Origin of the sequence: Cohnella hongkongensis, assembly GCF_042654645.1 — a bacterium.
Taxonomy (GTDB): domain Bacteria; phylum Bacillota; class Bacilli; order Paenibacillales; family Paenibacillaceae; genus Cohnella; species Cohnella hongkongensis.
Window position 1 is genome coordinate 403,497 of record NZ_JBHSEP010000002.1, and the last position, 20,105, is coordinate 423,601.

19 protein-coding genes are annotated in these 20,105 nt (G+C 59.9%); 8 read left to right on the plus strand and 11 right to left on the minus strand.

What is annotated here, in order from left to right; genetic code table 11:
• Positions 1-183: 183 nt before the first annotated feature.
• The gene (locus ACFO3S_RS05000; RefSeq protein WP_378092936.1) at positions 184-1,368 is read right to left on the minus strand and encodes an NAD(P)/FAD-dependent oxidoreductase; all 1,185 of its coding nucleotides are present in this window, start codon (positions 1,366-1,368) and stop codon (positions 184-186) included.
• A gap of 246 nt (positions 1,369-1,614) precedes the next feature.
• Between ACFO3S_RS05000 and ACFO3S_RS05005 the strand changes: the two genes are divergently transcribed.
• On the plus strand, positions 1,615-1,770 hold the full coding sequence (locus tag ACFO3S_RS05005) for a hypothetical protein (RefSeq protein ID WP_378092938.1): 156 nt from the start codon (positions 1,615-1,617) through the stop codon (positions 1,768-1,770).
• Here the strand turns inward: ACFO3S_RS05005 and ACFO3S_RS05010 are convergent.
• From ACFO3S_RS05010 to ACFO3S_RS05020, 3 genes are all read right to left on the minus strand, one after another.
• On the minus strand, positions 1,764-2,753 hold the full coding sequence (locus tag ACFO3S_RS05010; protein ID WP_378092940.1) for a phosphotransferase family protein: 990 nt from the start codon (positions 2,751-2,753) through the stop codon (positions 1,764-1,766). The genes ACFO3S_RS05005 and ACFO3S_RS05010 overlap by 7 nt on opposite strands.
• A 113-nt stretch (positions 2,754-2,866) precedes the next feature.
• Complete coding sequence (gene trxB, locus ACFO3S_RS05015; protein ID WP_378092942.1) at positions 2,867-3,814, minus strand: thioredoxin-disulfide reductase; 948 nt, start codon at positions 3,812-3,814, stop codon at positions 2,867-2,869.
• A gap of 94 nt (positions 3,815-3,908) precedes the next feature.
• Positions 3,909-6,599, minus strand: coding sequence for a family 78 glycoside hydrolase catalytic domain (locus ACFO3S_RS05020; RefSeq protein WP_378092944.1), 2,691 nt, complete (start codon positions 6,597-6,599; stop codon positions 3,909-3,911).
• 124 nt (positions 6,600-6,723) lie between these two features.
• Between ACFO3S_RS05020 and ACFO3S_RS05025 the strand changes: the two genes are divergently transcribed.
• Positions 6,724-7,596, plus strand: a complete 873-nt coding sequence (locus ACFO3S_RS05025) for an AraC family transcriptional regulator (protein ID WP_378092946.1) — start codon at positions 6,724-6,726, stop codon at positions 7,594-7,596.
• A 12-nt stretch (positions 7,597-7,608) separates the two neighbouring features.
• Here ACFO3S_RS05025 and ACFO3S_RS05030 read toward each other — a convergent pair whose 3' ends face one another.
• From ACFO3S_RS05030 to ACFO3S_RS05045, 4 genes are all read right to left on the minus strand, one after another.
• Positions 7,609-8,955: a hemolysin family protein gene (locus ACFO3S_RS05030; RefSeq protein WP_378092948.1), complete on the minus strand. Its 1,347-nt coding sequence runs from the start codon at positions 8,953-8,955 to the stop codon at positions 7,609-7,611.
• 34 nt (positions 8,956-8,989) lie between these two features.
• The gene (locus ACFO3S_RS05035; RefSeq protein WP_378092950.1) at positions 8,990-9,403 is read right to left on the minus strand and encodes a MerR family transcriptional regulator; all 414 of its coding nucleotides are present in this window, start codon (positions 9,401-9,403) and stop codon (positions 8,990-8,992) included.
• A 118-nt stretch (positions 9,404-9,521) separates the two neighbouring features.
• The gene (locus tag ACFO3S_RS05040; RefSeq protein WP_378092952.1) at positions 9,522-9,881 is read right to left on the minus strand and encodes a response regulator; all 360 of its coding nucleotides are present in this window, start codon (positions 9,879-9,881) and stop codon (positions 9,522-9,524) included.
• A gap of 98 nt (positions 9,882-9,979) precedes the next feature.
• Positions 9,980-10,555, minus strand: a complete 576-nt coding sequence (locus tag ACFO3S_RS05045) for a beta-class carbonic anhydrase (protein ID WP_378092954.1) — start codon at positions 10,553-10,555, stop codon at positions 9,980-9,982.
• Between the two features lie 191 nt (positions 10,556-10,746).
• Here ACFO3S_RS05045 and ACFO3S_RS05050 point away from each other — a divergent pair, with 191 nt between their 5' ends.
• The 3 genes from ACFO3S_RS05050 to ACFO3S_RS05060 all read left to right on the plus strand — a co-directional run bounded on the left by ACFO3S_RS05050 (position 10,747) and on the right by ACFO3S_RS05060 (position 13,014).
• Positions 10,747-11,895, plus strand: coding sequence for a DUF4062 domain-containing protein (locus tag ACFO3S_RS05050; protein WP_378092956.1), 1,149 nt, complete (start codon positions 10,747-10,749; stop codon positions 11,893-11,895).
• Positions 11,892-12,077 (plus strand): hypothetical protein, encoded by a 186-nt coding sequence (locus ACFO3S_RS05055; RefSeq protein ID WP_378092958.1) that lies wholly within the window; start codon positions 11,892-11,894, stop codon positions 12,075-12,077. The genes ACFO3S_RS05050 and ACFO3S_RS05055 overlap by 4 nt, the downstream gene beginning before the upstream one ends.
• Positions 12,078-12,150: 73 nt before the next feature.
• Positions 12,151-13,014 (plus strand): VOC family protein, encoded by an 864-nt coding sequence (locus tag ACFO3S_RS05060; protein WP_378092960.1) that lies wholly within the window; start codon positions 12,151-12,153, stop codon positions 13,012-13,014.
• Positions 13,015-13,039: 25 nt separating this feature from the next.
• Here ACFO3S_RS05060 and ACFO3S_RS05065 read toward each other — a convergent pair whose 3' ends face one another.
• The gene (locus ACFO3S_RS05065) at positions 13,040-14,857 is read right to left on the minus strand and encodes a glycoside hydrolase family 9 protein (RefSeq protein ID WP_378092962.1); all 1,818 of its coding nucleotides are present in this window, start codon (positions 14,855-14,857) and stop codon (positions 13,040-13,042) included.
• 244 nt (positions 14,858-15,101) lie between these two features.
• Here ACFO3S_RS05065 and ACFO3S_RS05070 point away from each other — a divergent pair, with 244 nt between their 5' ends.
• From ACFO3S_RS05070 to ACFO3S_RS05080, 3 genes are read left to right on the plus strand one after another with little or no spacing between them, the layout of a single operon-like run.
• A complete protein-coding gene (locus ACFO3S_RS05070) occupies positions 15,102-15,818 on the plus strand; it encodes an ABC transporter ATP-binding protein (RefSeq protein WP_378092964.1) in 717 nt (238 codons plus the stop codon).
• Entirely contained in the window at positions 15,805-17,139 is a 1,335-nt protein-coding gene (locus tag ACFO3S_RS05075) for an ABC transporter permease (protein WP_378092966.1), read from the plus strand. The genes ACFO3S_RS05070 and ACFO3S_RS05075 overlap by 14 nt, the downstream gene beginning before the upstream one ends.
• Before the next feature lie 9 nt (positions 17,140-17,148).
• Positions 17,149-17,544, plus strand: coding sequence for a hypothetical protein (locus ACFO3S_RS05080; RefSeq protein WP_378092968.1), 396 nt, complete (start codon positions 17,149-17,151; stop codon positions 17,542-17,544).
• Here ACFO3S_RS05080 and ACFO3S_RS05085 read toward each other — a convergent pair.
• Entirely contained in the window at positions 17,541-18,251 is a 711-nt protein-coding gene (locus tag ACFO3S_RS05085; protein ID WP_378092970.1) for a BsuPI-related putative proteinase inhibitor, read from the minus strand. The genes ACFO3S_RS05080 and ACFO3S_RS05085 overlap by 4 nt on opposite strands.
• Before the next feature lie 552 nt (positions 18,252-18,803).
• Positions 18,804-20,054, minus strand: a complete 1,251-nt coding sequence (locus ACFO3S_RS05090; protein ID WP_465251397.1) for an MFS transporter — start codon at positions 20,052-20,054, stop codon at positions 18,804-18,806.
• Between the last annotated feature and the right edge of the window lie 51 nt (positions 20,055-20,105).

Sequence of the window (20,105 nt, forward strand, 5' to 3'; positions counted from 1 at the left end):
GGAAGGATGTTTCCAGCACAAGCCGCAGAGTCCGCCCAGCCGTCCTTATCCCTTTCATGCGATCGGAACGGACAATCCGCCTTCATGGTCTACTCCCCTGTAAGAAAATCGCCATCGACTCACCCTAAGGCCGTCGATGGCGTTTTGCCATGCGTTACGAGAACTCCCCTCTCCACCCGACGCCTAAACGAAGGGCGCCAGCTTATCCGGGTTGCGGATAAAATAAAGGGTGCTCAGCTTGCCGGTCAGCACGATATCGAGCCCCCACTGCCGCGTCCATACCATCCCATGCTCGGGTCCGAGCCCGAAACAGAACACATCCATGTACGACTTGTGAACCGGAGCGGACCGACCGGCCGCATCCGCCGCCATGACTTTGATCAGCCGGGGCACTTGGCCGATCGCTTCCTTGCACGTCTTGCCGTCGATGCGGCCGGTTCCGGGATCGACGATCCGCGCGTTGTCGCCGATCGCGTACACGCCTGGAAACCCGGCTATCCGGTAGCTGCCGTCCACCTCGATATGGCCGTCCGCGGTGACCGGGACTCCCAACTCCCGCAAGCCCGGATTAGGCAGCAGCCCCAGCGTCCAGACGCACAAGCCCGCCTGTTCGCTGCTGCCGTCGGACAGCGTCAGCGTTCCCTGGCGCTCGCCAAGCACCTTGACGTCGTGCCGCACCGTCACCCCTTTGGCCGCCAACGCATTTTCCAGCTTGTTCCCCACTTTGGCTGGACCGTCCGGAAACAGCCGCTTATTCGCATTATACAGCACGATCCGCGCTTCGCCCGCATCCAGTCCGAGCCGCTCGGCATCCGCGCGAACGCTATGCGCCAGCTCGGCCGCCGTCTCGATGCCGCTGATGCCCGCTCCGGCTACCGCGATCGTCAGCTGCTTCTCCCTTTCGGCGGGATTGTTCTCCTTCGCCGCCCGAAGCAGATTGCTCTGCCACGCTTCGCGAATACGTTTTGCATCGCCCAGTCCGCCCAGAGCGATACCGCCCTGTTCGGGCTCCGGCCGACGGACGACGCTGCCCGCCGCAAGCACAAGCCAATCGTACTCGATCGCGCCTTCGCCGCCCCGGGCATCCTTGTAGCGCACCCGCTTCTCAGCGCCTTCGATTCCCGTCGCTTCCCCTTGAATCAGTTGCACGCCTTCCGGAAACATTTTCGAGAACGGAATCGTAATGTCCTCCTCCCCCGCCGCAGCCTTGAACAACAGCACCTTGCGCAGGTGGTACGCATTTTTGTCCATCAGCACGATGCGCAGCGAACGTCCGCCCGCCTCCTCCGGATAAGCTTTCAGCAGCGCCTTGACCGTATTGACTCCCGCATAACCTCCGCCTACGACGACGCATGTCATTGGCTTCATCGCCATCACCCCTCGTTTAGTTGTGCACATATAACGACGTGGTCGACGGTTTTGTGACCGGGGGCGATTGATTTTTTTCGACGAATCATTCCAGGGACGGGAGAGCAAAGTAAATTCATCCGCAAGAAAGGAGGAAAGCCCGTGTCTAAACAGCAAGGCCACGCAACCAAAAACACGAGGACGAAAACGTCCGACAAAAAGGGCAATTCCAACTCCTCTAAATCCTAAACGGGAGGTGCGATCGCGATGGCGGGAAGAAACAACAAGCCGGACAACGACGGTCCGGCCAGCAGTCCGAGCCAGCTCGGACAGTTCGGCAGCAAGCTGGCGTCGGACAACAAGGAAGAATTTCAATCGGCTCTGGAGCAGGCTTGTGAAAGCTCCGAGGAACCCGATCACTGAATGGACGGCGACTCGGGCAATCCGGGTCGTCTCTGCTCGGCCGAGAACCGTTCGATGCTTCGGACGAGATTGTCGTGCGCCCACCGGACATGGTTCCGGTCGTCGTATTGCCGATAGGCGCATTCCACATATAGGATAAGGTCCAAATACAGATCGTAAAGCTTCCTGCGGGCGATCTGGGCGGGGTCCGGGATCGCGATGCCGTAGCCTTGACGGAAGGCTTCCGAGTTATGGAAATGGCTGAAATAAAACTCCATCAGCGGATCGCCCCAGATCGCCCTCTCGAAATCGACGATGCCGGTTACTTGCCCGTCCTTCACGAACACGTTGCCGTCCCACAGATCCCAATGCAGCAGCTTCGGCTCTCCGATCTCCTCGAGCAATGCCAAGCTGTCGCCGATCCGCTTCTCCAATTCCGGGTACGCCATCGGCAGTTCGACGCCCGCGTCGCGGCCGTCCGCCAGAACCCCGGCGATCATCCCGTAGAACGCTTCGGGCCAAGAGCGTTCCAGCTTGCCGGAGTAGAAGCCGAACCCGGATCCTTGGACCTCGTTGATCCTCCGGTTGATTTGTCCCAGCTGCCGGTGGATCGAAGCCCGGGTCTCCTCGTCCAATTCGTCTCGGATTCGGTTCAGCGGCTTGCCCTCGACGAATTCCATGACGAAATAATCGACCGGGAGCCTTTCCCGCGAAGTATCGTAGACATAGATCCGAGGAACAGGAACGCCTGCGGTGTCCGCGAAGCGGCCCATCGCTTCCACATCCGTCTTCATCAAGTCGATCTCGCAGCGCATGAACCGCAGCTCCGAAGAAGGACGGGCCTTCAACACCGCCTTGCGGCCGTCGTCCAGTTCCAGCTTAAACGCGCTGTTCGCCCAGCCGTCCGTCATTTCCTCGAATGCGAGCAGCGGCCGGCCGAACGTCGCCATGGCCGTGTCTCTTAACTGTTTCTCGCTTAGCCGCGTCTTGTATATTCCCTGCATCCGCGTTCCCCTTCCCTGTCCCGGCGGCGTCCCGATTCCTGACCATCAAAAAAACCGCCCCAGAAGTCATCATTACAGTAATGATGATAACTTATGAGACGGCTTAGTGTTTGTCAAGCCTCGATTAACGAAGCTTCCGCGTTTTCCAGGAACCGTTCGCAATCGAGCGCGGCCATGCAGCCCGTACCAGCGGCGCTGATCGCCTGGCGGTACTTGCTGTCCTGTACGTCTCCGCAGGCGAAAACCCCGGGGACGTTCGTCTCGGTCGAGCCCGGCTTGACGATCAGGTAGCCGGAGGCGTCGGTCTCCAGCTGGCCGCCGAGAAACTTCGTATTTGGCGTATGGCCGATGGCGACGAAGAAGCCGTCCGTGGCGATCGTCTCTTCCTCTCCGGTCTCATTGTTCCTCACCTTCACTCCCGTTACGCCGAGAGGCCCGCTCTCGACCTCCAGCGGCGTGCGGTTCAAGCTCCAGCTGATCTTCGGATTGGCGCGAGCGCGATCCTGCATGATCTTCGATGCGCGCAGCTCTTCGCGGCGATGAACGAGCACGACCTCCGAGGCGAAGCGCGTCAGGAAGCTCGCTTCCTCCATCGCGGAGTCCCCTCCGCCTACAACGACGATCTTCTTGCCCCGGAAGAAGAAGCCGTCGCACGTCGCGCACGTGCTGACGCCGCGTCCGACATTCTCCTTCTCCCCCGGAATGCCCAGATACTTGGCCGAAGCGCCGGTAGAGATAATCAGCGTCTCGGCCTGCAGCTCGCCCAAGCCTTCCACCGACAGCTTGAACGGACGCCCGGACAGCTCCGCGCTGTTCACCCAGCCCGAACGGAACTCGGCTCCGAAGCGCTCCGCCTGCTTGCGCATATTCGCCATCAGGTCGGGTCCCAGAATGCCGTCGGGAAATCCGGGGAAGTTCTCCACCTCGGTCGTCGTCGTCAATTGGCCGCCCGGCTCGGGCCCTTCGATGACAAGCGGATTCAGGTTGGCCCGGGCCAAATAGATGGCGGCGGTCAGCCCTGCGGGGCCGGTGCCGACGATAACGGTTTTATAAACGCTCATGTGTTCGTCCACTTCCTTGTCTGAGGGTCGATGATCCTATTCTGACAACAGAATATCACCCCGGAGCCGACCCGTCATGAAGGAATGATGAACGTTAGATGAAGGTTTCATGAAGACGCCAGACGAACCTGTACTGTCCGGAGCCGACCGACAGCGCCACGCCGTCCTCCGCCTCCCGCGCGGAGACGACGCCCTCCGCCTCGTCCAGCCTGGAGCCGCTCTCGCTCGCCGTCTTCAGATCGGCGTTCGGAAGCCGAATTTCCGCCGTCGTGTTGGCCGGAATCGTCACTTCAAGCTCCATGCTTCCGTCTTCCTCGCGCTTCCAATAGCTCCGAACCTCTCCGTACATCGTGTCCAGACGGCCCTCCGCCCAGTCCAGCCCTTCTCCGGGCTCCGGACGAATATGAATCTTTTTGTACCCGACGGCCTGCTCGTCGGTGTCGATGCCCGCCACGCTGCGGTACAGCCAATCGCCGATCGCTCCGTAGGCGTAATGGTTAAACGAGTTCATGTCCGCGCTCCAGAACGAACCGTCCTCCTTGATGCCGTCCCAATGCTCCCAGATCGTCGTCGCGCCCTTCGTAATCTGATACAGCCAGGACGGGTAGTCCTGCTGGAACAGCAGCTTGTAGGCCGCGTCGCTTCGTCCGATCGCGGTCAGCACGTGATTCAGATAAGGCGTGCCGACGAAGCCGGTCGTCAGATGGAACTTGCTTTCCTCCAGCAGCTCCAGCAGCTTCTTCTCCGCTCTTGGCTTGGCCTTGTCGTCGAGTATGCCGAACATCAGCCCGAGAAGCTGCGCCGTCTGGGTCGGCACGGACAGCCGGCCGCTCGGCGTCACGAACTCCCGGTGGAACGCGGCGACAATGCTCCGGTACAGCCCGGCGTATTCCGCCTCATCCTCTCGCTTGCCGAGAACGTCGGCCGTCTTCCGCAGCAGGGAGGTCGAGTAAGCGTAGAACGCCGTGGCTATATAATCGCGGTCCGTGGCGCCGATATACGTATCCGGCTTGGAGTCCAGCCCGAGCCAGTCGCCGAAGTGGAAGCCCGTATTCCACAAGTGCTCGTCGTCCCCCTGCTTGCGGATATACTCCACCCAAGCCTTCATGCTGTCGTACTGCTCCTCCAGAATTCTCTTGTCGCCGTAGCAGAGATAGATCGTCCACGGACAGATGACCGCCGCGTCTCCCCACGCCGACGAGGAGTGAGAGTTGTCGTCCAGCACGTTCGGAACGACGAACGGAACGCCGCCGTCCTCGCGCTGATCCGCGGCCAGATCCCGGCACCACTTCGCGAAGAACGGAGCGATGTTCCGAAGGTAGGCGGCGGTGCGGATGAACATCTGGGCGTCGCCCGTCCATCCGAGGCGCTCGTCGCGCTGCGGACAGTCGGTCGGCACGTCCAGGAAATTGCCCTTCAACCCCCACTCGATATTATGCTGAAGCTGGTTGACGAGCGGATCGGAGCAGGCGAAGCTGCCGGTCGAAGCCATGTCGGAATGCAGCACGACGCCGGTAAAATCCTCCAGCCGGATCGGCTCGGGGAAGCCCGTCAGGCGAACGTATCGGAAGCCCTGGAACGAGAACCGGGGCTCGTACGTCTCGACTTCTCCGCCCTTCAGAATGTAGTGGATCTCCTGCTTGGCCGCCCGCAGATTGGCCGTGTAGAAGTTGCCGTCCTTGTCGAGCACCTCCGCGTGATGGACGACGACTTCCGAGCCGGCCTCGCCCCGGACCTTGAAGCGCAGCCATCCGACCATGTTCTGCCCCAGATCGAGCACGGTCTCGCCGAGCGGCGTCTTGATCAGCTCGATCGGCCGGATCTCCTCGAACTTGCGCACCGGATCGTTCTCCTGCATGACCAGCACGTCGTTCGACTGCTCCACGATCGCGACCGCATCCCACTGCCCGTCATCGTAGCCGGGGCGGCTCCATCCCGGAATTTCCAGCCTCGCGTCGTAAGTCTCTCCGTGATAGATCTCGGACATCAGGATTTGGCTTGCCGTCGTGCGCCAGCTCTCGTCGGAGACGATCGTCTGCTCCGTGCCGTCTTCATATTCGATATGCAGCTGCAGGAACAGCGCTTGCCGATTGCCGAAAATGCAGTAGTGGTCCTTCCACGCCAGCGGTCCCTTGTACCAGCCGTTGCCCAGCATCGCTCCGATCGCGTTCTCGCCTGCTTGCAGCATCGCCGTCACGTCGTACGCCTGCACTTGAATCCGGTGCTTGTAGCTCGTCCAGCCCGGCGTGAAATAATCTTCTCCGACCCGAGCACCGTTCAGCTCCAGCTCGTACAGCCCGAGAGCCGTCGCATAGATCCGGGCGCGCTTCACGCCTTGGCCGACGCGAAAGCTTCTGCGTAGCAGCGGAGTGCGCTCCTCGTAGGTGTCGGGCCGCGTCTTCCCCTGCTCCTCCGGCTTGTCGACGCCGATCCATTTCGCGATCCATTCGCTGCGATCCAGCACGCCCGTCTCGAACCAGGCCGTCTCCGACCATGCGGAGGCTTCGCCTCCGGCGTCCCATACCCGGACGCGATAGTGATAACGCTTGCGAGAAACGACGTTCAAGCCGGACAATTCGACGTGAACGGACTGTTCCGACTCGGTAGGTCCTGAGCTCCACAGAACGGAACCGAAATCCGGGCTTTCCGACACCTCGATCTCGTACGCCTTCTGAACGACCGATCTGGCCTCCGACTTCAGCTTCCAACTGATGCGCGGCCGTCTGACGTCGAGGCCCATCGGGTTGATTTTATATTCGCAACGCAAATCCGCAACGTGCAGCATCGCTGACGAACTCCCCTTTCTTCCTTTCGAATTGCCTCTATGATATAATGGCAGCCAAGAAAAGTAATGGGGCATTACGGACATTGTACCGGGGGAATACGGACATTACACAGGCGGTGAAACGATGAGTCCCACCTATACGCTCAAAGGTCAATCCCTGTTCCGTCACGATCGGCTCGTCTTCGTCAACCGCGCTTCCGAGGATTTCGAAGCGCCGATGCACGATCATGACTTCATCGAATTCGCCTACGTCGCGGAGGGAACCGGCTTCCATCACATCGGGGGACAGGTCCATCCGATCCACAAGGGACAGCTGTTCTATATCCCGATCGGCCAGCCTCACGTCTTCCGTCCCGCTTCCGCCGATGTGGCCAGACATCCGCTCTCCGTCTACAACTGCGTCTTCTCTCCCGAGCTGCTCGAGAGAATCGCGTTCTTCGTCACGAGCCCGGAGCTGAAGGCGTTCATCGCCGAGCTGCAGGGCGGCTCCGCCTCCTATTTTTACCTGTCCGACGCCGACGATTCGATCGAACGGCTGATGCAGGCGATGCACCGCGAATTTTCCATGCCCCGGGAAGCGTCGGCGGACTACCTGGACACGCTGCTCGTCCAGCTTCTCATCGTCGTGCTGAGGCTGAGGCGGCGTCCTCCGGCCGCTTCCTCGCGCAAGTTCGCACAGTTCGACCATCTGCTTGCCTACATGGAGCAGCACTTGGCCGACGAGCTGACCCTCGCCCATCTCGCGCAAAAAAGCCGCTGGAGCGAGCGCCACCTGCAGCGCCTGTTCCTGCGGCACACCGAGCAAAGCTTCAAGGAATGTCTGCAGACGCTCCGCATTCAAAAAAGCTGCCTGCTGCTGCGGACGACCGGCTGGAAAATCGGGGAGATCGCCGAGAAGGTCGGCTATCGCGATCCGGCTTCGTTCCTCGCCGTCTTCAAGCGCATCGCGGGCATGACCCCCAGCCAGTACCGCAAGGCGGCCTCGGTTCCCCCTTGATTCTCCCCCCGGTTATGACGATTCCTTCATCGCATTCGGATTCGCTTCCTCGGCCGCTTCATCCGGTCGTTTTCTTACTTCGATAAAATGAATTTGATGTCCGTCCTTCTCAAGGACGGAGAACTCATAGCCTTGGAACAGAACGGATTTGGACATGATCAGCTCCATATCTTGGGCGAAATACCAGCCGCCGATCGTGTCGATTTCGTCATGCTTCAGATCAATGGACAGAAGCTTGGACACGTCCTCCAGCAAAACCTTCGAATGAATAATATACCGATCTTCCCCGATGCTGCGAATGTCGGGAATTTCGTCATCGTCGAATTCGTCGCGAATTTCCCCGACAATTTCCTCCAATATATCTTCCGCTGTTACAAGACCGCTTGTTCCGCCGTATTCGTCCAATAAAATCGCCATATGAATGTGTTCTTTTTGCATTTTTTGCAGCAGGTCGTGGATCGGCGTCGTTTCGATGGTGAGGATGACCGGGTTAATATAATGGTCCAGGGAAAACGTTTCTTCCGTAAGCCGTTCCTTGATGCCGGATATCAGGAAGTCCTTAATGTTCAGAAACCCGACAATATTGTCGCGGTCGCCCTCATAGACAGGGTAGCGGGTGTAGCGTTGTTCCGATACGAGCGTTAACACTTCCTGGAAGGAAGCCTTGCGGTCGAAGCCTACGATCTCCGTACGGGGCACCATAATTTCGCGCGCGATTTTGTCGTCGAACTCAAAAATATTGTTCACGTACTTCAGCTCGTTTTTATTGATCTCGCCGGATTTGTAGCTTTCGGACAGCAGCAAGCGCAATTCTTCCTCGGAATGCGACATTTCGTGCTCCGAGGCCGGCTTCATGCCGAACAGGCCGACGAGCAGGCGTCCGGATCCGTTTAAGAACCAGATAAACGGGTACAGCATTTTGTAGAAAATCATAATCGGCTTGGAAAATAACAGGGTCACGGCTTCCGCCTTTTGAATCGCCACCGTTTTCGGCGCCAGTTCGCCGACGACGACGTGCAGAAAAGTAGCGATGAGGAATGCCGCGCCGATGGTGAAAAAGTGAATGTATTGGGTCGGAATGCCGATGGATTCAAATAAAGGATGAAGAATGAACTCGAAAGTCGATTCCCCGACCATGCCGATTCCGAGAGCCGTTACGGTAATTCCGAGCTGACAAGCGGATAAATATTCGTCCAGGTGGGTGGTGACTTGCTTGGCTGCGGCCGCTCCGGGCTTGCCTTCTGCAATAAGCTGGTCTATTCGCGTCTGGCGAACTTTAACTATAGCGAATTCCGTTGCCACAAAAAATGCGGTTAACAAGATCAATATCGCAAATATGGACAAATTTACAATGGTCAATTACGTGTTCTACTCGAGAGTAGAACGTCACCTCCTAAGATAAAAGCAGGATAAGGGAATGCATCAATGCCGCGCTTTCCGGCGATACTTTTTTCTTCAGCTGCCGTCGTTGTTTCTCGTCCATCTGCTCGACCAGCTTGGCGACTTCCTTTTCCAGCCTTCTCATTTGCAGACGAATTTCCTGGATATCGACTTCTACTTCCACCGGCGAATCTACCTTTAACAGAATGCGAATCTGTTCCAAAGATTTGCCTGCCGCTTTATGCTCTTCGATCCAGCGAATCCGTTCGAGCATGGACGGATCGTAAAGACGGTAATTGGAGGCGGTGCGTTCTGCCGCAAGCAGCCCCAATACGGTGTAATGGTCGACGGTTCTTTTGGTCACGCCCGACATCATGGCCAGTTCGCCGATTTTTAATTTCGCGTTCCCAACGGTATCGCCTCCCAAAAAAGCATAACGTTATAGTTATAAGTATAACGTAATAGTGCAAAAATATCACCAAAAAAATCGGCGGCGCAGGGAATCATTCCCCTGCGCCGCCGCAGCGTCTTCGCTATTCGAAGCCTTAGCTGATCGCTCTGGATACCGCCTCGAGAACCCGATTCGACTGAAAGGGCTTGACGATAAAATCTTTGGCCCCGCTTTGGATCGCTTCGATGATCAGATTTTTCTGGCCCATCGCGGAGCACATGACGATGTTGGCGGAAGGATCGATCTTGCGAATCTCCTTCACCGCCTCAACGCCTTCCATGACGGGCATCGTAATGTCCATCGTCACCAGATCCGGACGAACGGACTTATATTTATCGATTGCCTCGAGGCCGTTCGCAGCCTCGGATACGACCTCGTGACCGGCCTTCACCAAAATGTCCTTCAGCATCGCCCGCAAAAACGCGGCATCGTCGACAACCATAATTTTAGCCAACTTGTTCAACCTCCCGAGCATAACGCATTTCTCTTTATCATACTCAGGGGGTCTCAACAAAATCTGAACAAGCGGCTGAACCTGGCAGTCGCGGCGTTTTATCGGGGCTGAGCTCCCTCGTAGCCGTCGATCAGCCACTCCAGCTTGCCCGTCTCCGGATGGATCAGGAAGCCGTGAACCGGCACGAAGCCGGGCACGAGCGGATGCTTGCGAATCATATCGACGCTGTGCTTGACGCCGTCCTCCGGCTTGTCGAAGCCCTTCAGGAACCGCTCCATCCGGATGCCCGAATTTTCGAGCGTGTCCAGCACGACGTCCGAGATGCCGTTCTCCTTAAACTTTTTCACGAGCGCTCCCGAATCGAGCTGCGTCATCCCGCATCCGTGATGCCCGATCACGAGCACCTCCCTGGCCCCCATCTGGTGAATGGCGATCAGAATGCTCCGCATGGCGCTCCCGAACGGCTGCGTCAGCACCGCTCCCGCATTTTTGATGAATTTGGCGTCTCCGTTGCGCAGATTGAGAGCCTTGGGCAGCAGTTGGACAAGCCGGGTGTCCATGCAGGTCAGAATGGCGACCTTCTTCTCCGGATACTTGTCCGTTAAATATTTCTCGTATTTGCGCTGCTCTACGAACTGTTGATTAAATTCCAGAATATCGCTTACGAATGACATGCTTTTTCCCCTTTCCTAATTCAAAAAAACAAGAGACAAGACCGACGTTGTCCTTTCAGTTTATTCGATTTGAAGCCAATTGAAAATGCTGAGTATGAAACACGGCCGGTTCGAGCCTCGCGGGCCGGGCATGTTCCGGGCGGATGGGTTATAATGGAATTAATCAATAGGGCGGGGGGCGGGATGGCGAATTGATCAAAGCGAAAATCTTCATCAGCTCGGTCCACGAGGACGGGCTGAAGCGGCTGCGCAAGGAGGCGTTCGACGAGCTGCGGCGGCTCGGACACGAGCCGGTCATGTGGGAGGAGAACCTCGGACCGTGGCCGGCGCATGCGGATCCGGTGTCCAAGTGCCTCGACGCGGTCGGGGAAGCCGATATCTTCCTGCTCTTCATCGGCAGCCGCGGCGGCACCTATGACCGGGAATCGCAGCGGACGGTGACCCATCTGGAATTCATTCAAGCCTACGACAAAAGCAAAACCGTCCTCGTGTTCGCGGACGCGACGGTTAAGGCCGCTTTTTTCGGAACGGCGCGCCGGTGGATCGACGAGTTTCTGGAGCAATATATCGCCGAGTCTGGACGGCCTCCGTCCACCGACGAGCTCGTGGCCGCGCTCCGCCACCATCCCGGCCTGCCGGCTCACGTCGATCCTTACGTCTGGTTTCTGCTTCACGATCTGACCGTCCGCAACGTGTATATCGACGATCTCTCTCTTGGCGTCCGCATCGATTGGCCCGCCTATTTCAGCGATTTGCTGCGGCGCGGCTCCATGCTGCTGCCGCTTCGACGCTCGATCGCCGAGAACAGCCGCCGGCTGGCGCAGTCGGACGAAGCGTTCCGGCTGCTGTCGGAGCTGGTCTCCCTGCAGCCGGGGCCGGACGGACCGGACTGCGAAGCGATTCTAAGCGCGGTCGGAAGCCGGATGTCGGGCGGGCCGATCGAGCACCGGTACGGCGCCTACGTGTCCGAGACGGTCGGGACGTACGAGGCCTGCATCGGAGCGACGCTGTACGTCCGGGACAACGACAGGATGCGTTTCGTGGCCAAATGGGGCGACGTCGCATGGAATCGCTCGTTCCGGCCGGACGACAAGAGCTCCTATGTCGCCCTTACGTACCAGATGAACAAGGACACCGTCCACTTCACGCAAAGCAAGATGATGTTCTACGCCTGCTTCAAGCACCGCGAGCACGTCCTGACGCTGCATTTTCCCGCCGGACCGGGCTGGGACAGCCGCAAATACGTCAGCTACCAGGAAAGCGTCAATGATGCTATAATGAATAAAAATCCTTATCTCGTCCTGATGGTCAAAATGGTTTTGGGAGGCATGCCGAGATGAACGTCTACGTATCCAAGAACGGAGAAGTCAGTCTGGCCGTCGGCGATCAGCCGAAGGACGCGCTTCTGTTCGCTCCCGCCAAGAAGTCTTCGACGCAGCTCGTGCAGGAGGATTTGTCCGCCTGGAAGCTCAGCAATTCCCTCATACAGGAGAGGTTTGCTCAAGCCACTCATCGGCAATAACAAAACAATTCTAACGACCGCCCGCAGGCCTCGAGCCTGACGGGCCGTTTTTGAAAAAACGGAGGAATGACCGATGGCCCGACCGATTCATCCCGACACCTCGCTTGGCCGGCTGCAGCTCAGAGTCGTCAGCCTGGACCGCTCTATCCGCTTTTACGAGGAGGTCGTCGGCTTCCGCTTGCTGGACCGCTCCGATTCCGCCGCCAGACTGACGGTTGACGGCCGGACGGAGTTTCTCGTCCTGGAGGAGATTCCGGGCGGCACCGTCACGCCGGAACGATCGGCCGCCGGCTTGTACCACTTCGCGATTCTCGTGCCGACCCGCGAGCAGCTCGGCCTGTCGCTGCGCCGGCTGATCGAATCCGGAACTCCCGTCGGCCAGGGCGATCATCTGGTCAGCGAAGCGCTGTACCTCTCCGACCCCGACCAGAACGGGATCGAGATTTATTGCGACCGCCCCCGTTCGCAATGGCGCAAGGACGCTAGCGGCAACTACGTGATGGGCACCGATCCGGTCGATGTCCGGGGCTTGCTGCGGCTTGCCGGAGACGCCCCCTGGAACGGGCTCCCGCCGGACACGATACTCGGCCACATCCATCTGCACGTCAGCGATCTCTTCGCGTCCCGCGCCTTCTATTGCGACGCGATCGGCTTCGAGATCGCCGCGGATATGTCGCGCACGATGGGCGCCTATTTCATCTCCGCCGGAGGATATCACCACCATATCGGCCTGAACGTATGGGCCGGCGTCGGCGTGCCTCCGGCCCGGGCAGACGCGACCGGCCTGACCTATTACACGATTGTCGTCCCCGACGAGGACGAGCTTGAACGCATTGCCGGCCGTCTGAAGCAGTCCGGCTACGAGGCGGAACGGGCGGACGGGCACTTGCGGACGCGGGATCCTTCCGGCCTCGAGGTTCGCCTGACGGTCCGATAAGCTCCGGCTCCGGCTCCGGCGCTGCTCACTCCAGGAACGCCAGCGTAAACAGCAGCGGCGCGTTGTAGTCGATGGCATACTCGTTCCCGGCGTAGCTGAACAGATCGTCGACATAGCTCTTCGCGGGCGGCAGCCCTTGGCCGGCAAGCTTCTCGAGCACGGGATCGTTCAGCTGGCGGTTCGGTCCTCCGACGAGAAGTCCCGGCACGAGGATGCCGCTGGCTGCGGATATCCGATGATGGGGACGCTTCGGGAAAGTCGTGCCGGCTCCGGTGACGAAGCTCATGCCGAGCGCGTTCCTGCCCAGAACGTAGTGCAGCTGGTCAGCGGCTCCGGCAACGTATTCGGAAGCCGGCGCCAGCTCGTTGGCGAGAAGCAGCAGCTCTCCCTTCGCCAGGGCGATTTTGTTCGACGCCCACGTGTAATCCTGCTCCTTCAGGGAGCTCCGATAGCCGTCGCGCTCGATGTTCGCGACAATCTCCGCAGCGGCCGCGTCGATGGCCCGGGCGGCCGCTTCCTTGCCGGACGCGGAAGCCCGCTCGGCCGTCGCCTCCGCCCATTGGCCGAGCAGCTGCCCGTCGTTCCAGCCGACGGTTCCCGGCAAGCGGGCCGACAGATCGGCGTAGCCGGAAGCGAGCGCTTCTCCGTACCGGGCCTCCCCCGTCGTCTTCAGCAGCTCGGCCAGCGCCCAGTAGCGCTCTTCGCGGTCGGTCGACTTGTCGTAGGGACCGGATCCGCTGTTTTGCAGCTCGTCGAGGCGAAAATAGGCGTCCGGGTGGCGGTCCAGCCACGACTGCGCCCGCTGGGCTCTGTCGAGCAGCTCGGCCGCATACGCGGCGTCGAACGGCTCGAATACTCTCGCCCCCATCGCCGTCGCTGCGGCGAACATGGCCGTTCCGTACGTCGACAGGCCGTATACCGATCGGTCCTGCACATCCTCCGCCGGAGCGATGAAGTCCGGAAATACGCCGCCGCTCACTTTATGGTAGACCGCTCCGTCCTCCCGCTGCATGCGCAGCAGCCAATCCAGCTCGAACTTGATTTCCGTCAGCAGATCGGGGGCGCCGCCCGCCCTCTCCCAATGGGACTTCTCCCCTTCGCTCAGAAACTTCCGCTCCGCGAAGAAGTCCGGACGAAGCTCGTACGCCAGCATCAGCTGAGCGACCGTCACCGCCGCCGGGGGCACGTATTTCCCGTAGTCGCCGGCATCGTACCAGCCTCCGCTCGCATCGACGATCGGACGCCGCCCCCGTTCGTCCTCGTAGAACAGCACGGCCTCCCTGTCCTGCAGATGCCCTGCCTCCACTCGCAGCCCGAGCGCCGGATCGTCGATCTCCTGACCCGAGCGCTGCAGCCGGTAGGAACGGGCTACGCGATCGGCCAGTTCGTCATAGACGGCGCGTCCGATCCGGAACGGCGGAGATACGCTGCCTTCCGCCTCCATCCGATACTGTCCTTCCGCCTTCAGCTCCGTGAAGTCGATCCGGGATACCCAGTCTCCCGACAGCTTGTCGTACTGCGCGGCGGGCGCCGTTCCTTCCCAGACCGGCCGACCGCCGCCATGCGCCTCCGTCACGACCGCCTTCAGCTCCGGATAGGGCTCGTCCGCGGCGATGACGGCGGTTTTGGCCGCTTCCGTTCCGTAGCCGATCTGGTTCAGGTGAATTCTCAGCTCCATCGCCGGCTTCCCTTCGGACGGCGCGGGCGCGGAAGCGGAAGCCGCGGAAGGCTTCGTTGCCGGAGAGGCGGACGGCGCCGACGGCCCTCCTTCGACGCAGCCCTGAAGAACCGTGCCTCCGAGCAGGACCACCGCCGCCATCTTCGATGCCTGATTTCCGTTCATTGGTCTTCCTCCTTTCACTGATGGAAAACGTTTTCTATTTCTTGTATTCGATGAGCCCTCGTTAAAGTCCTTCTTTCGGGCTTCTTCAATCTTAAGATTTTCTTTAGGTGTTGTTACCGAATCATTAAGATCTTCTCCTGTATAATCGTCTTGTGCTGAGAGCTTCGCAAGAGCGCCGACAGCGGCCGCTTTCCATTAAGACGAAGCTCATCGGTTCAGCCATATCGGAACGGAGGCAGCGAGCATGATAGAAATGATTCAAGTCAGCCATCAATTCTCCATCGGAAAAAAAGGCAAGGAACGGGTCGTTCCCGTCCTGCACCATATCGATCTTCACGTCGAAGCGGGAGAGATCGTCGCGATCGTCGGACGCAGCGGCTCCGGCAAATCGACGCTGCTCAACCTGATGTCCGGGTATATCCGGCCGACTTCGGGAACGATCCGCGTCGCCGGGCAGACCGTAACCGGACTGAGCGAAGGGGACTGGGCGAATTTCCGTCTGGCTCATCTCGGCTTTATGTTCCAGAGCTTTCAGCTGATCCCGAGCATGACCGCCTTCGAGAACGCGGAGCTGCCCCTCGTGCTGAAGGGAATCGGCGCCGCGGAGCGCAAGAAGCGGGTAATGGCGCTGCTCCATCAGGTCGGAGTCGCCGAATACGCCGGCCACTACCCGGGCGAGCTGTCCGGGGGGCAGCAGCAGAGAGTGTCCGTCGCCAGAGCATTAATGCTGAATCCGCCGATCGTGCTGGCGGACGAGCCGACCGGCAGCCTCGACAGCGACAACGAGCGCCAGCTGCTGGCTCTCATCAAGGAATTGAACCGGGAGCTCGGCATTACGTTCGTCCTGATCACTCACGACGAGCAGGTCGCCGCCACTGCGCATCGCACCGTGGCGTTGAAGGACGGCCATTTGCTGAACGCCCCAGGGAAAGGAGAAGACCGCCCTTATGAAATTCAATGATCAGATCCGGTTCGTCCGGCAAAATATGAAGAAAAACAAAACCCGCTTGTTCATGACCGTGCTTGCGACGGCGATGGGCTGCTCCTTCCTGATCGTGCTCGCCTCCGTCGGGTTCGGTCTGCAGAAAAGCATTGTCGACAAAGCCGTCGGAGACCGGCTCGTCACCGCCATCGACATCTACGGCACAGCAGCCGAGGACGGCGTTATCCGCGAGCTGGACGAGGAAAGCATCGCCTCTATGCGCTCCATCGACCATGTTAAAGCCGTCACGTACCGCAACATCGTTCGGCAAACGCTGCAGCGCTCTGTGGAAGGCGTCGCGGCAGGCAGCGGAAACGTCTACCACGTCGACTTCGAGGCCGAGTCGAAGGCCGGCTTCGCGCTCAGCGCCGGGCGGCTCCCGCAAGCCGAAGGCGAGATCGTCGCCGGCTATCATGTGCGTATGGCCGAAGATGACTTAAAGCCGGGCGAAGAACCTCCTGCCGCCGAGGAATGGCTTGGCAAAACGATGAGCCTCGAGGCGTTCCAGCTGGAAACGGACGGATCGGTGCGGAAGAAAGCCATCGAGGCCCGGATCGTCGGCATCGCCGCCAAGCCGACCCGCGAGTGGCAGACGGACTCCAATCTTTACGTCGGCCGCGGCGTTCTCGAGCAAATCGAGAGCTTTACCGGCACGCAGTGGGGCGAGCCGCGAGTGGTGCCGGACAAGGAAAACGCCGAAGGCTACGAGCCTCCCGGACTGGAGGAGCCGCGGCCATACAACCAGGTTCAGGTCATTGCCGACAGCGCTTCGCGAGTGAAGGGGATTTCCGAGGAAATTCGGGAGCGGGGCTACTTCATCCACTCCGTCGCCGACGAGCTGGAGCAGATCAATCTTATCTTTCTCATCATGAAAATCGGCCTTGTATTCGTCGGCACGATCGCCGTGCTCATCGCCTCCATCGGCATCTACAATACGATGACGATGGCCGTTACCGAACGAGCGCAGGATATCGGCATCATGAAGGCGATCGGCGCTCATCCTTCGGCCATTCGGCGAATTTTCCTGCTGGAAAGCGCCATGATCGGCCTGCTCGGCGCGGCGATCGGCACCGCAGTCGCCTACGTCGTCTCGATGGCCGTGAACGCCGGGCTCCCGCTGATCATCCAGGGCTTCATGGACGAACAGGTTCCGAAAGATTTCCGCTTTTCCTTCATTCCCGGCTACCTGGCTGCGCTCGCCGGTCTGATCTCTCTCGCCGTCGCCCTGCTGTCCGGCTCCCGCCCGGCCCGGAGAGCGACGCGAATCGACGTCCTTCGCGCGCTGCGAAGGGATTTGTGATCGAACGCCATGAAGCTGCTAAGAAGCCTGATGATCGTCTATCTGGCTATCGCCGCCGTGCTGGTGCTGCTCATTCTGTGGGGAATCAAGCTGGTCGAACCGTTCGGACCGCTGCGGGTTACGGTCGTCAACGAGACGGATGCCGCTCTCGTCTCCGTCGAGAGCGGCATCGTGTCCGGAAGCTCCAAGCATACCTACCGGCAGGCGATCGAGGCCGGGGAATCGGCCCGCATCAAGCCTGAGCTGAGCCTGAGCGGAGAAGGCGCCGTCTATCAGAAGTTTTACTTCTCCGGCGGCGAAGTGAAGGAAGCCGTCGTCTGCGGCTATACGGAGAGTCTGTCGGGGACGGCCACAGTCACGCTTCGCGCGGACGGCCGGATAGACGTGGAGCAGAGCTGCAGTTAGCTCTGCTCCTTCTTGACGGACAGGGCGGCTTCCGCCTTCAGCTGTTCAGGATCGGCAGCCTGCCCGTCCGGCAGCTCGACGCGGACCGGAATGTGCAGCCGAACGACGTAGTCGCCGTCCGGGACGGGGGCCCCGTCGCGGTCTACGAGACTCCACATCTCCTCGAACTCGAGCGATTCGTCCCGCTTCAGCTTCGATTCAATCTGCGCTTGCGTGAACACTTTATCTTCGGACCATCTGTAGATCTCTTCATCCCGGCTGTTCACGACGACATAATCGTAGCGGAGCCCGGAGCCGAACGTCAGCTTAAGCTCCCGGCCGGAGAGGTTGGTCAGCGAGAACTTCAGCCGAACGCCCTCCTTGCCGGACTTCGTCTTCAGCCTCGTTTGCAGCAGACCCTGAACGTATTCCTTCGGCTTCTTGGCCGGCAGCCGGATCTCCTCCTGCTTTAGTGTCCGCGCGCTTTCGTTACGGACGATCGGCTCTTCGACGCGAACCTCCACCTCCGGCTTGAAGGACGCTGCCGGATACGCTGAAGACGGCTCCCCTTCGCCGGCCGAGGAGCCTCCCGGTGCGGGGCTGCCGCCCCCGTGCTCCTGCGAGACTTCCCCTCCGTCCGGCGCTCCGTTCGTCTTCTCCGCGACACAGCTCACGATCAGCAGCAATGCGCAGAAGGCAGTGGCTAGTGCAGCCATTCGTATTTTCAATTCAGATTCCCTCGCTTTCCGAGACTACTCGCTTCCATTCCATGTCGGGGTTTCATTTCGTATAGACGAAGCGTTGACTCCGAAGGTTACAGCGTTCGCCAATTTGCACAGTTCGGCGCGATTCGGTGCGATTCGGGGCGATAGTACGATTGGCGCGTACGGGCGGCCCGGTGTTTCGGTGCGGTTCGGCGCGATTCGGCGCGATTCGGCGCGTTCCGGGCGGTCCGGCACGATTCGATGCGATTCGCGAGAGCCGACACTTCGCCTTGGCCCGCCGCCTGTCCCACTGTTTCGCCCCCTACCCTCCGAACGGCCGAATAACGACGATAGACCCTTGAGCGCATGAACATATGGAATGGCCTTCGCAAGGCGAACCCTCTTGCGGCCTGTCGGGCCGTTACGCAGGCAGATTGGCGCGGGCGGCGGTCTCTTGCGGCCCGTCAGGCCGTTATGCGGGCGCTCCCGACAGGGCACAACTCAGAAAAAAAGCCTCCTTTCGGAGACTTTTCGGGAGACTGCTTGGTTGGCGCTTCGTTCGAAGTGCGCAGAAGTTCAAGGCGCCGGCTTGCGAGCTCGGTCGGAGGGCAGCAGGATCGCAAACAGTCCGACGAGCGGGAAAAAGCTGATAGCGAACATAACGTCGTTGATGCCGAACAGGTCGATCGCTTTCCCGAGAGCGACTCCGCCAATCGCCCCCATCCCGAAGGCCAGGCCGGTCGTGAGACCCGAAGCCATGCCTACGTTGGCCGGCATCAGAAACTGCGCGTAGACGACGCTCACGGAGAAGCCGGAGAGGATGACGAAGCCGAGCAGCGCGATGACCGGATACAGCCAGACCAGCGGCAGATGCGGCAGCAGAAGCGCCAGCGGGGAAGCGCCGGCGATCGAGAACACGATCATGTTCTTCAGGCCGAACTTATCCGCGAGCACGCCGCCGAAAAATGTGCCGAGCACGCCCGCCGCCAGAAACAGGAAGACCGGAATTTGCGCCTGCTGCGTCGTCAGCCCGTAATCGAACTTCAGATAAAATTGATAGAAGCTGCCGATCCCGGAATGGTACCAGGACCGCGCGAAGACGAGAAACACGAGCATCCCCATCGCGAATTTGACCCGCGGATGGCTCGCCTTCTCGGTTATCGTCGTGCCGGCCGCCCGGGCCGCCGCCGTAGCCGCGCGCTGCCGCTCCCATTCCGCCAGCTTGCGCTTGTACCAAGGAAGCAAACCGAGAAGCACCGCGATCGCGAAGCCGGCGAACAACGTCCCCCAGATCGCTCCGATCTGACCCAAATGCACGAAGATGAGCGCCGTCATCAGCGGCCCGAGCGTGCTTCCCGCATTGCCCCCGACCTGATAAACCGACTGGGCGAAGCCTCTTCGCCCTCCGGCCGCGAAATAGACGACCCGAGAGCCTTCCGGGTGAAAAATCGCCGAGCCGAGCCCGATAAAGACGACGGCCAGCAGCAGCACCCAGAAATGCGGCGCCAGCGCCAGCCCCACCATGCCGATTAAACTCAGCCCCATACCGATCGGAAGCATGTTCGGAAGCGTTCTTTTGTCCGAATAGGCGCCTACGACGGGCTGCATGACCGAAGAGGTCATATTGAGCATAAAGCCAATCAAGCCGAGCTGAACCATCGAGAGGTTCAACGATTCCTGCAATATCGGATACAAAGCGGGGACGACCGCCTGCATCGAATCGTTCAGCATATGGACCAGGCTGATAGCGAACAGTACGGGCAGAACCGTCCGGGTTCCCGAATTCGCCGCCGCTCTGTTTCCTTCCGCGACTGAAGCCAACCTCATTCCCTCCGATTGCGTTAACCGTATGAATTATACCAGTGTAGATTTGCCGCA

Bases quoted from the DNA above. Each gene is read 5' to 3' on its own strand.
- ACFO3S_RS05000 (WP_378092936.1), bottom strand. From the start codon at position 1,368: ATGAAGCCAATGACATGCGTCGTCGTAGGCGGAGGTTATGCGGGAGTC.
- ACFO3S_RS05005 (WP_378092938.1), top strand. From the start codon at position 1,615: ATGGCGGGAAGAAACAACAAGCCGGACAACGACGGTCCGGCCAGCAGT.
- ACFO3S_RS05010 (WP_378092940.1), bottom strand. From the start codon at position 2,753: ATGCAGGGAATATACAAGACGCGGCTAAGCGAGAAACAGTTAAGAGAC.
- trxB (WP_378092942.1), bottom strand. From the start codon at position 3,814: ATGAGCGTTTATAAAACCGTTATCGTCGGCACCGGCCCCGCAGGGCTG.
- ACFO3S_RS05020 (WP_378092944.1), bottom strand. From the start codon at position 6,599: ATGCTGCACGTTGCGGATTTGCGTTGCGAATATAAAATCAACCCGATG.
- ACFO3S_RS05025 (WP_378092946.1), top strand. From the start codon at position 6,724: ATGAGTCCCACCTATACGCTCAAAGGTCAATCCCTGTTCCGTCACGAT.
- ACFO3S_RS05045 (WP_378092954.1), bottom strand. From the start codon at position 10,555: ATGTCATTCGTAAGCGATATTCTGGAATTTAATCAACAGTTCGTAGAG.
- ACFO3S_RS05055 (WP_378092958.1), top strand. From the start codon at position 11,892: ATGAACGTCTACGTATCCAAGAACGGAGAAGTCAGTCTGGCCGTCGGC.
- ACFO3S_RS05060 (WP_378092960.1), top strand. From the start codon at position 12,151: ATGGCCCGACCGATTCATCCCGACACCTCGCTTGGCCGGCTGCAGCTC.
- ACFO3S_RS05065 (WP_378092962.1), bottom strand. From the start codon at position 14,857: ATGAACGGAAATCAGGCATCGAAGATGGCGGCGGTGGTCCTGCTCGGA.
- ACFO3S_RS05070 (WP_378092964.1), top strand. From the start codon at position 15,102: ATGATAGAAATGATTCAAGTCAGCCATCAATTCTCCATCGGAAAAAAA.
- ACFO3S_RS05075 (WP_378092966.1), top strand. From the start codon at position 15,805: ATGAAATTCAATGATCAGATCCGGTTCGTCCGGCAAAATATGAAGAAA.
- ACFO3S_RS05080 (WP_378092968.1), top strand. From the start codon at position 17,149: ATGAAGCTGCTAAGAAGCCTGATGATCGTCTATCTGGCTATCGCCGCC.
- ACFO3S_RS05090 (WP_465251397.1), bottom strand. From the start codon at position 20,054: ATGAGGTTGGCTTCAGTCGCGGAAGGAAACAGAGCGGCGGCGAATTCG.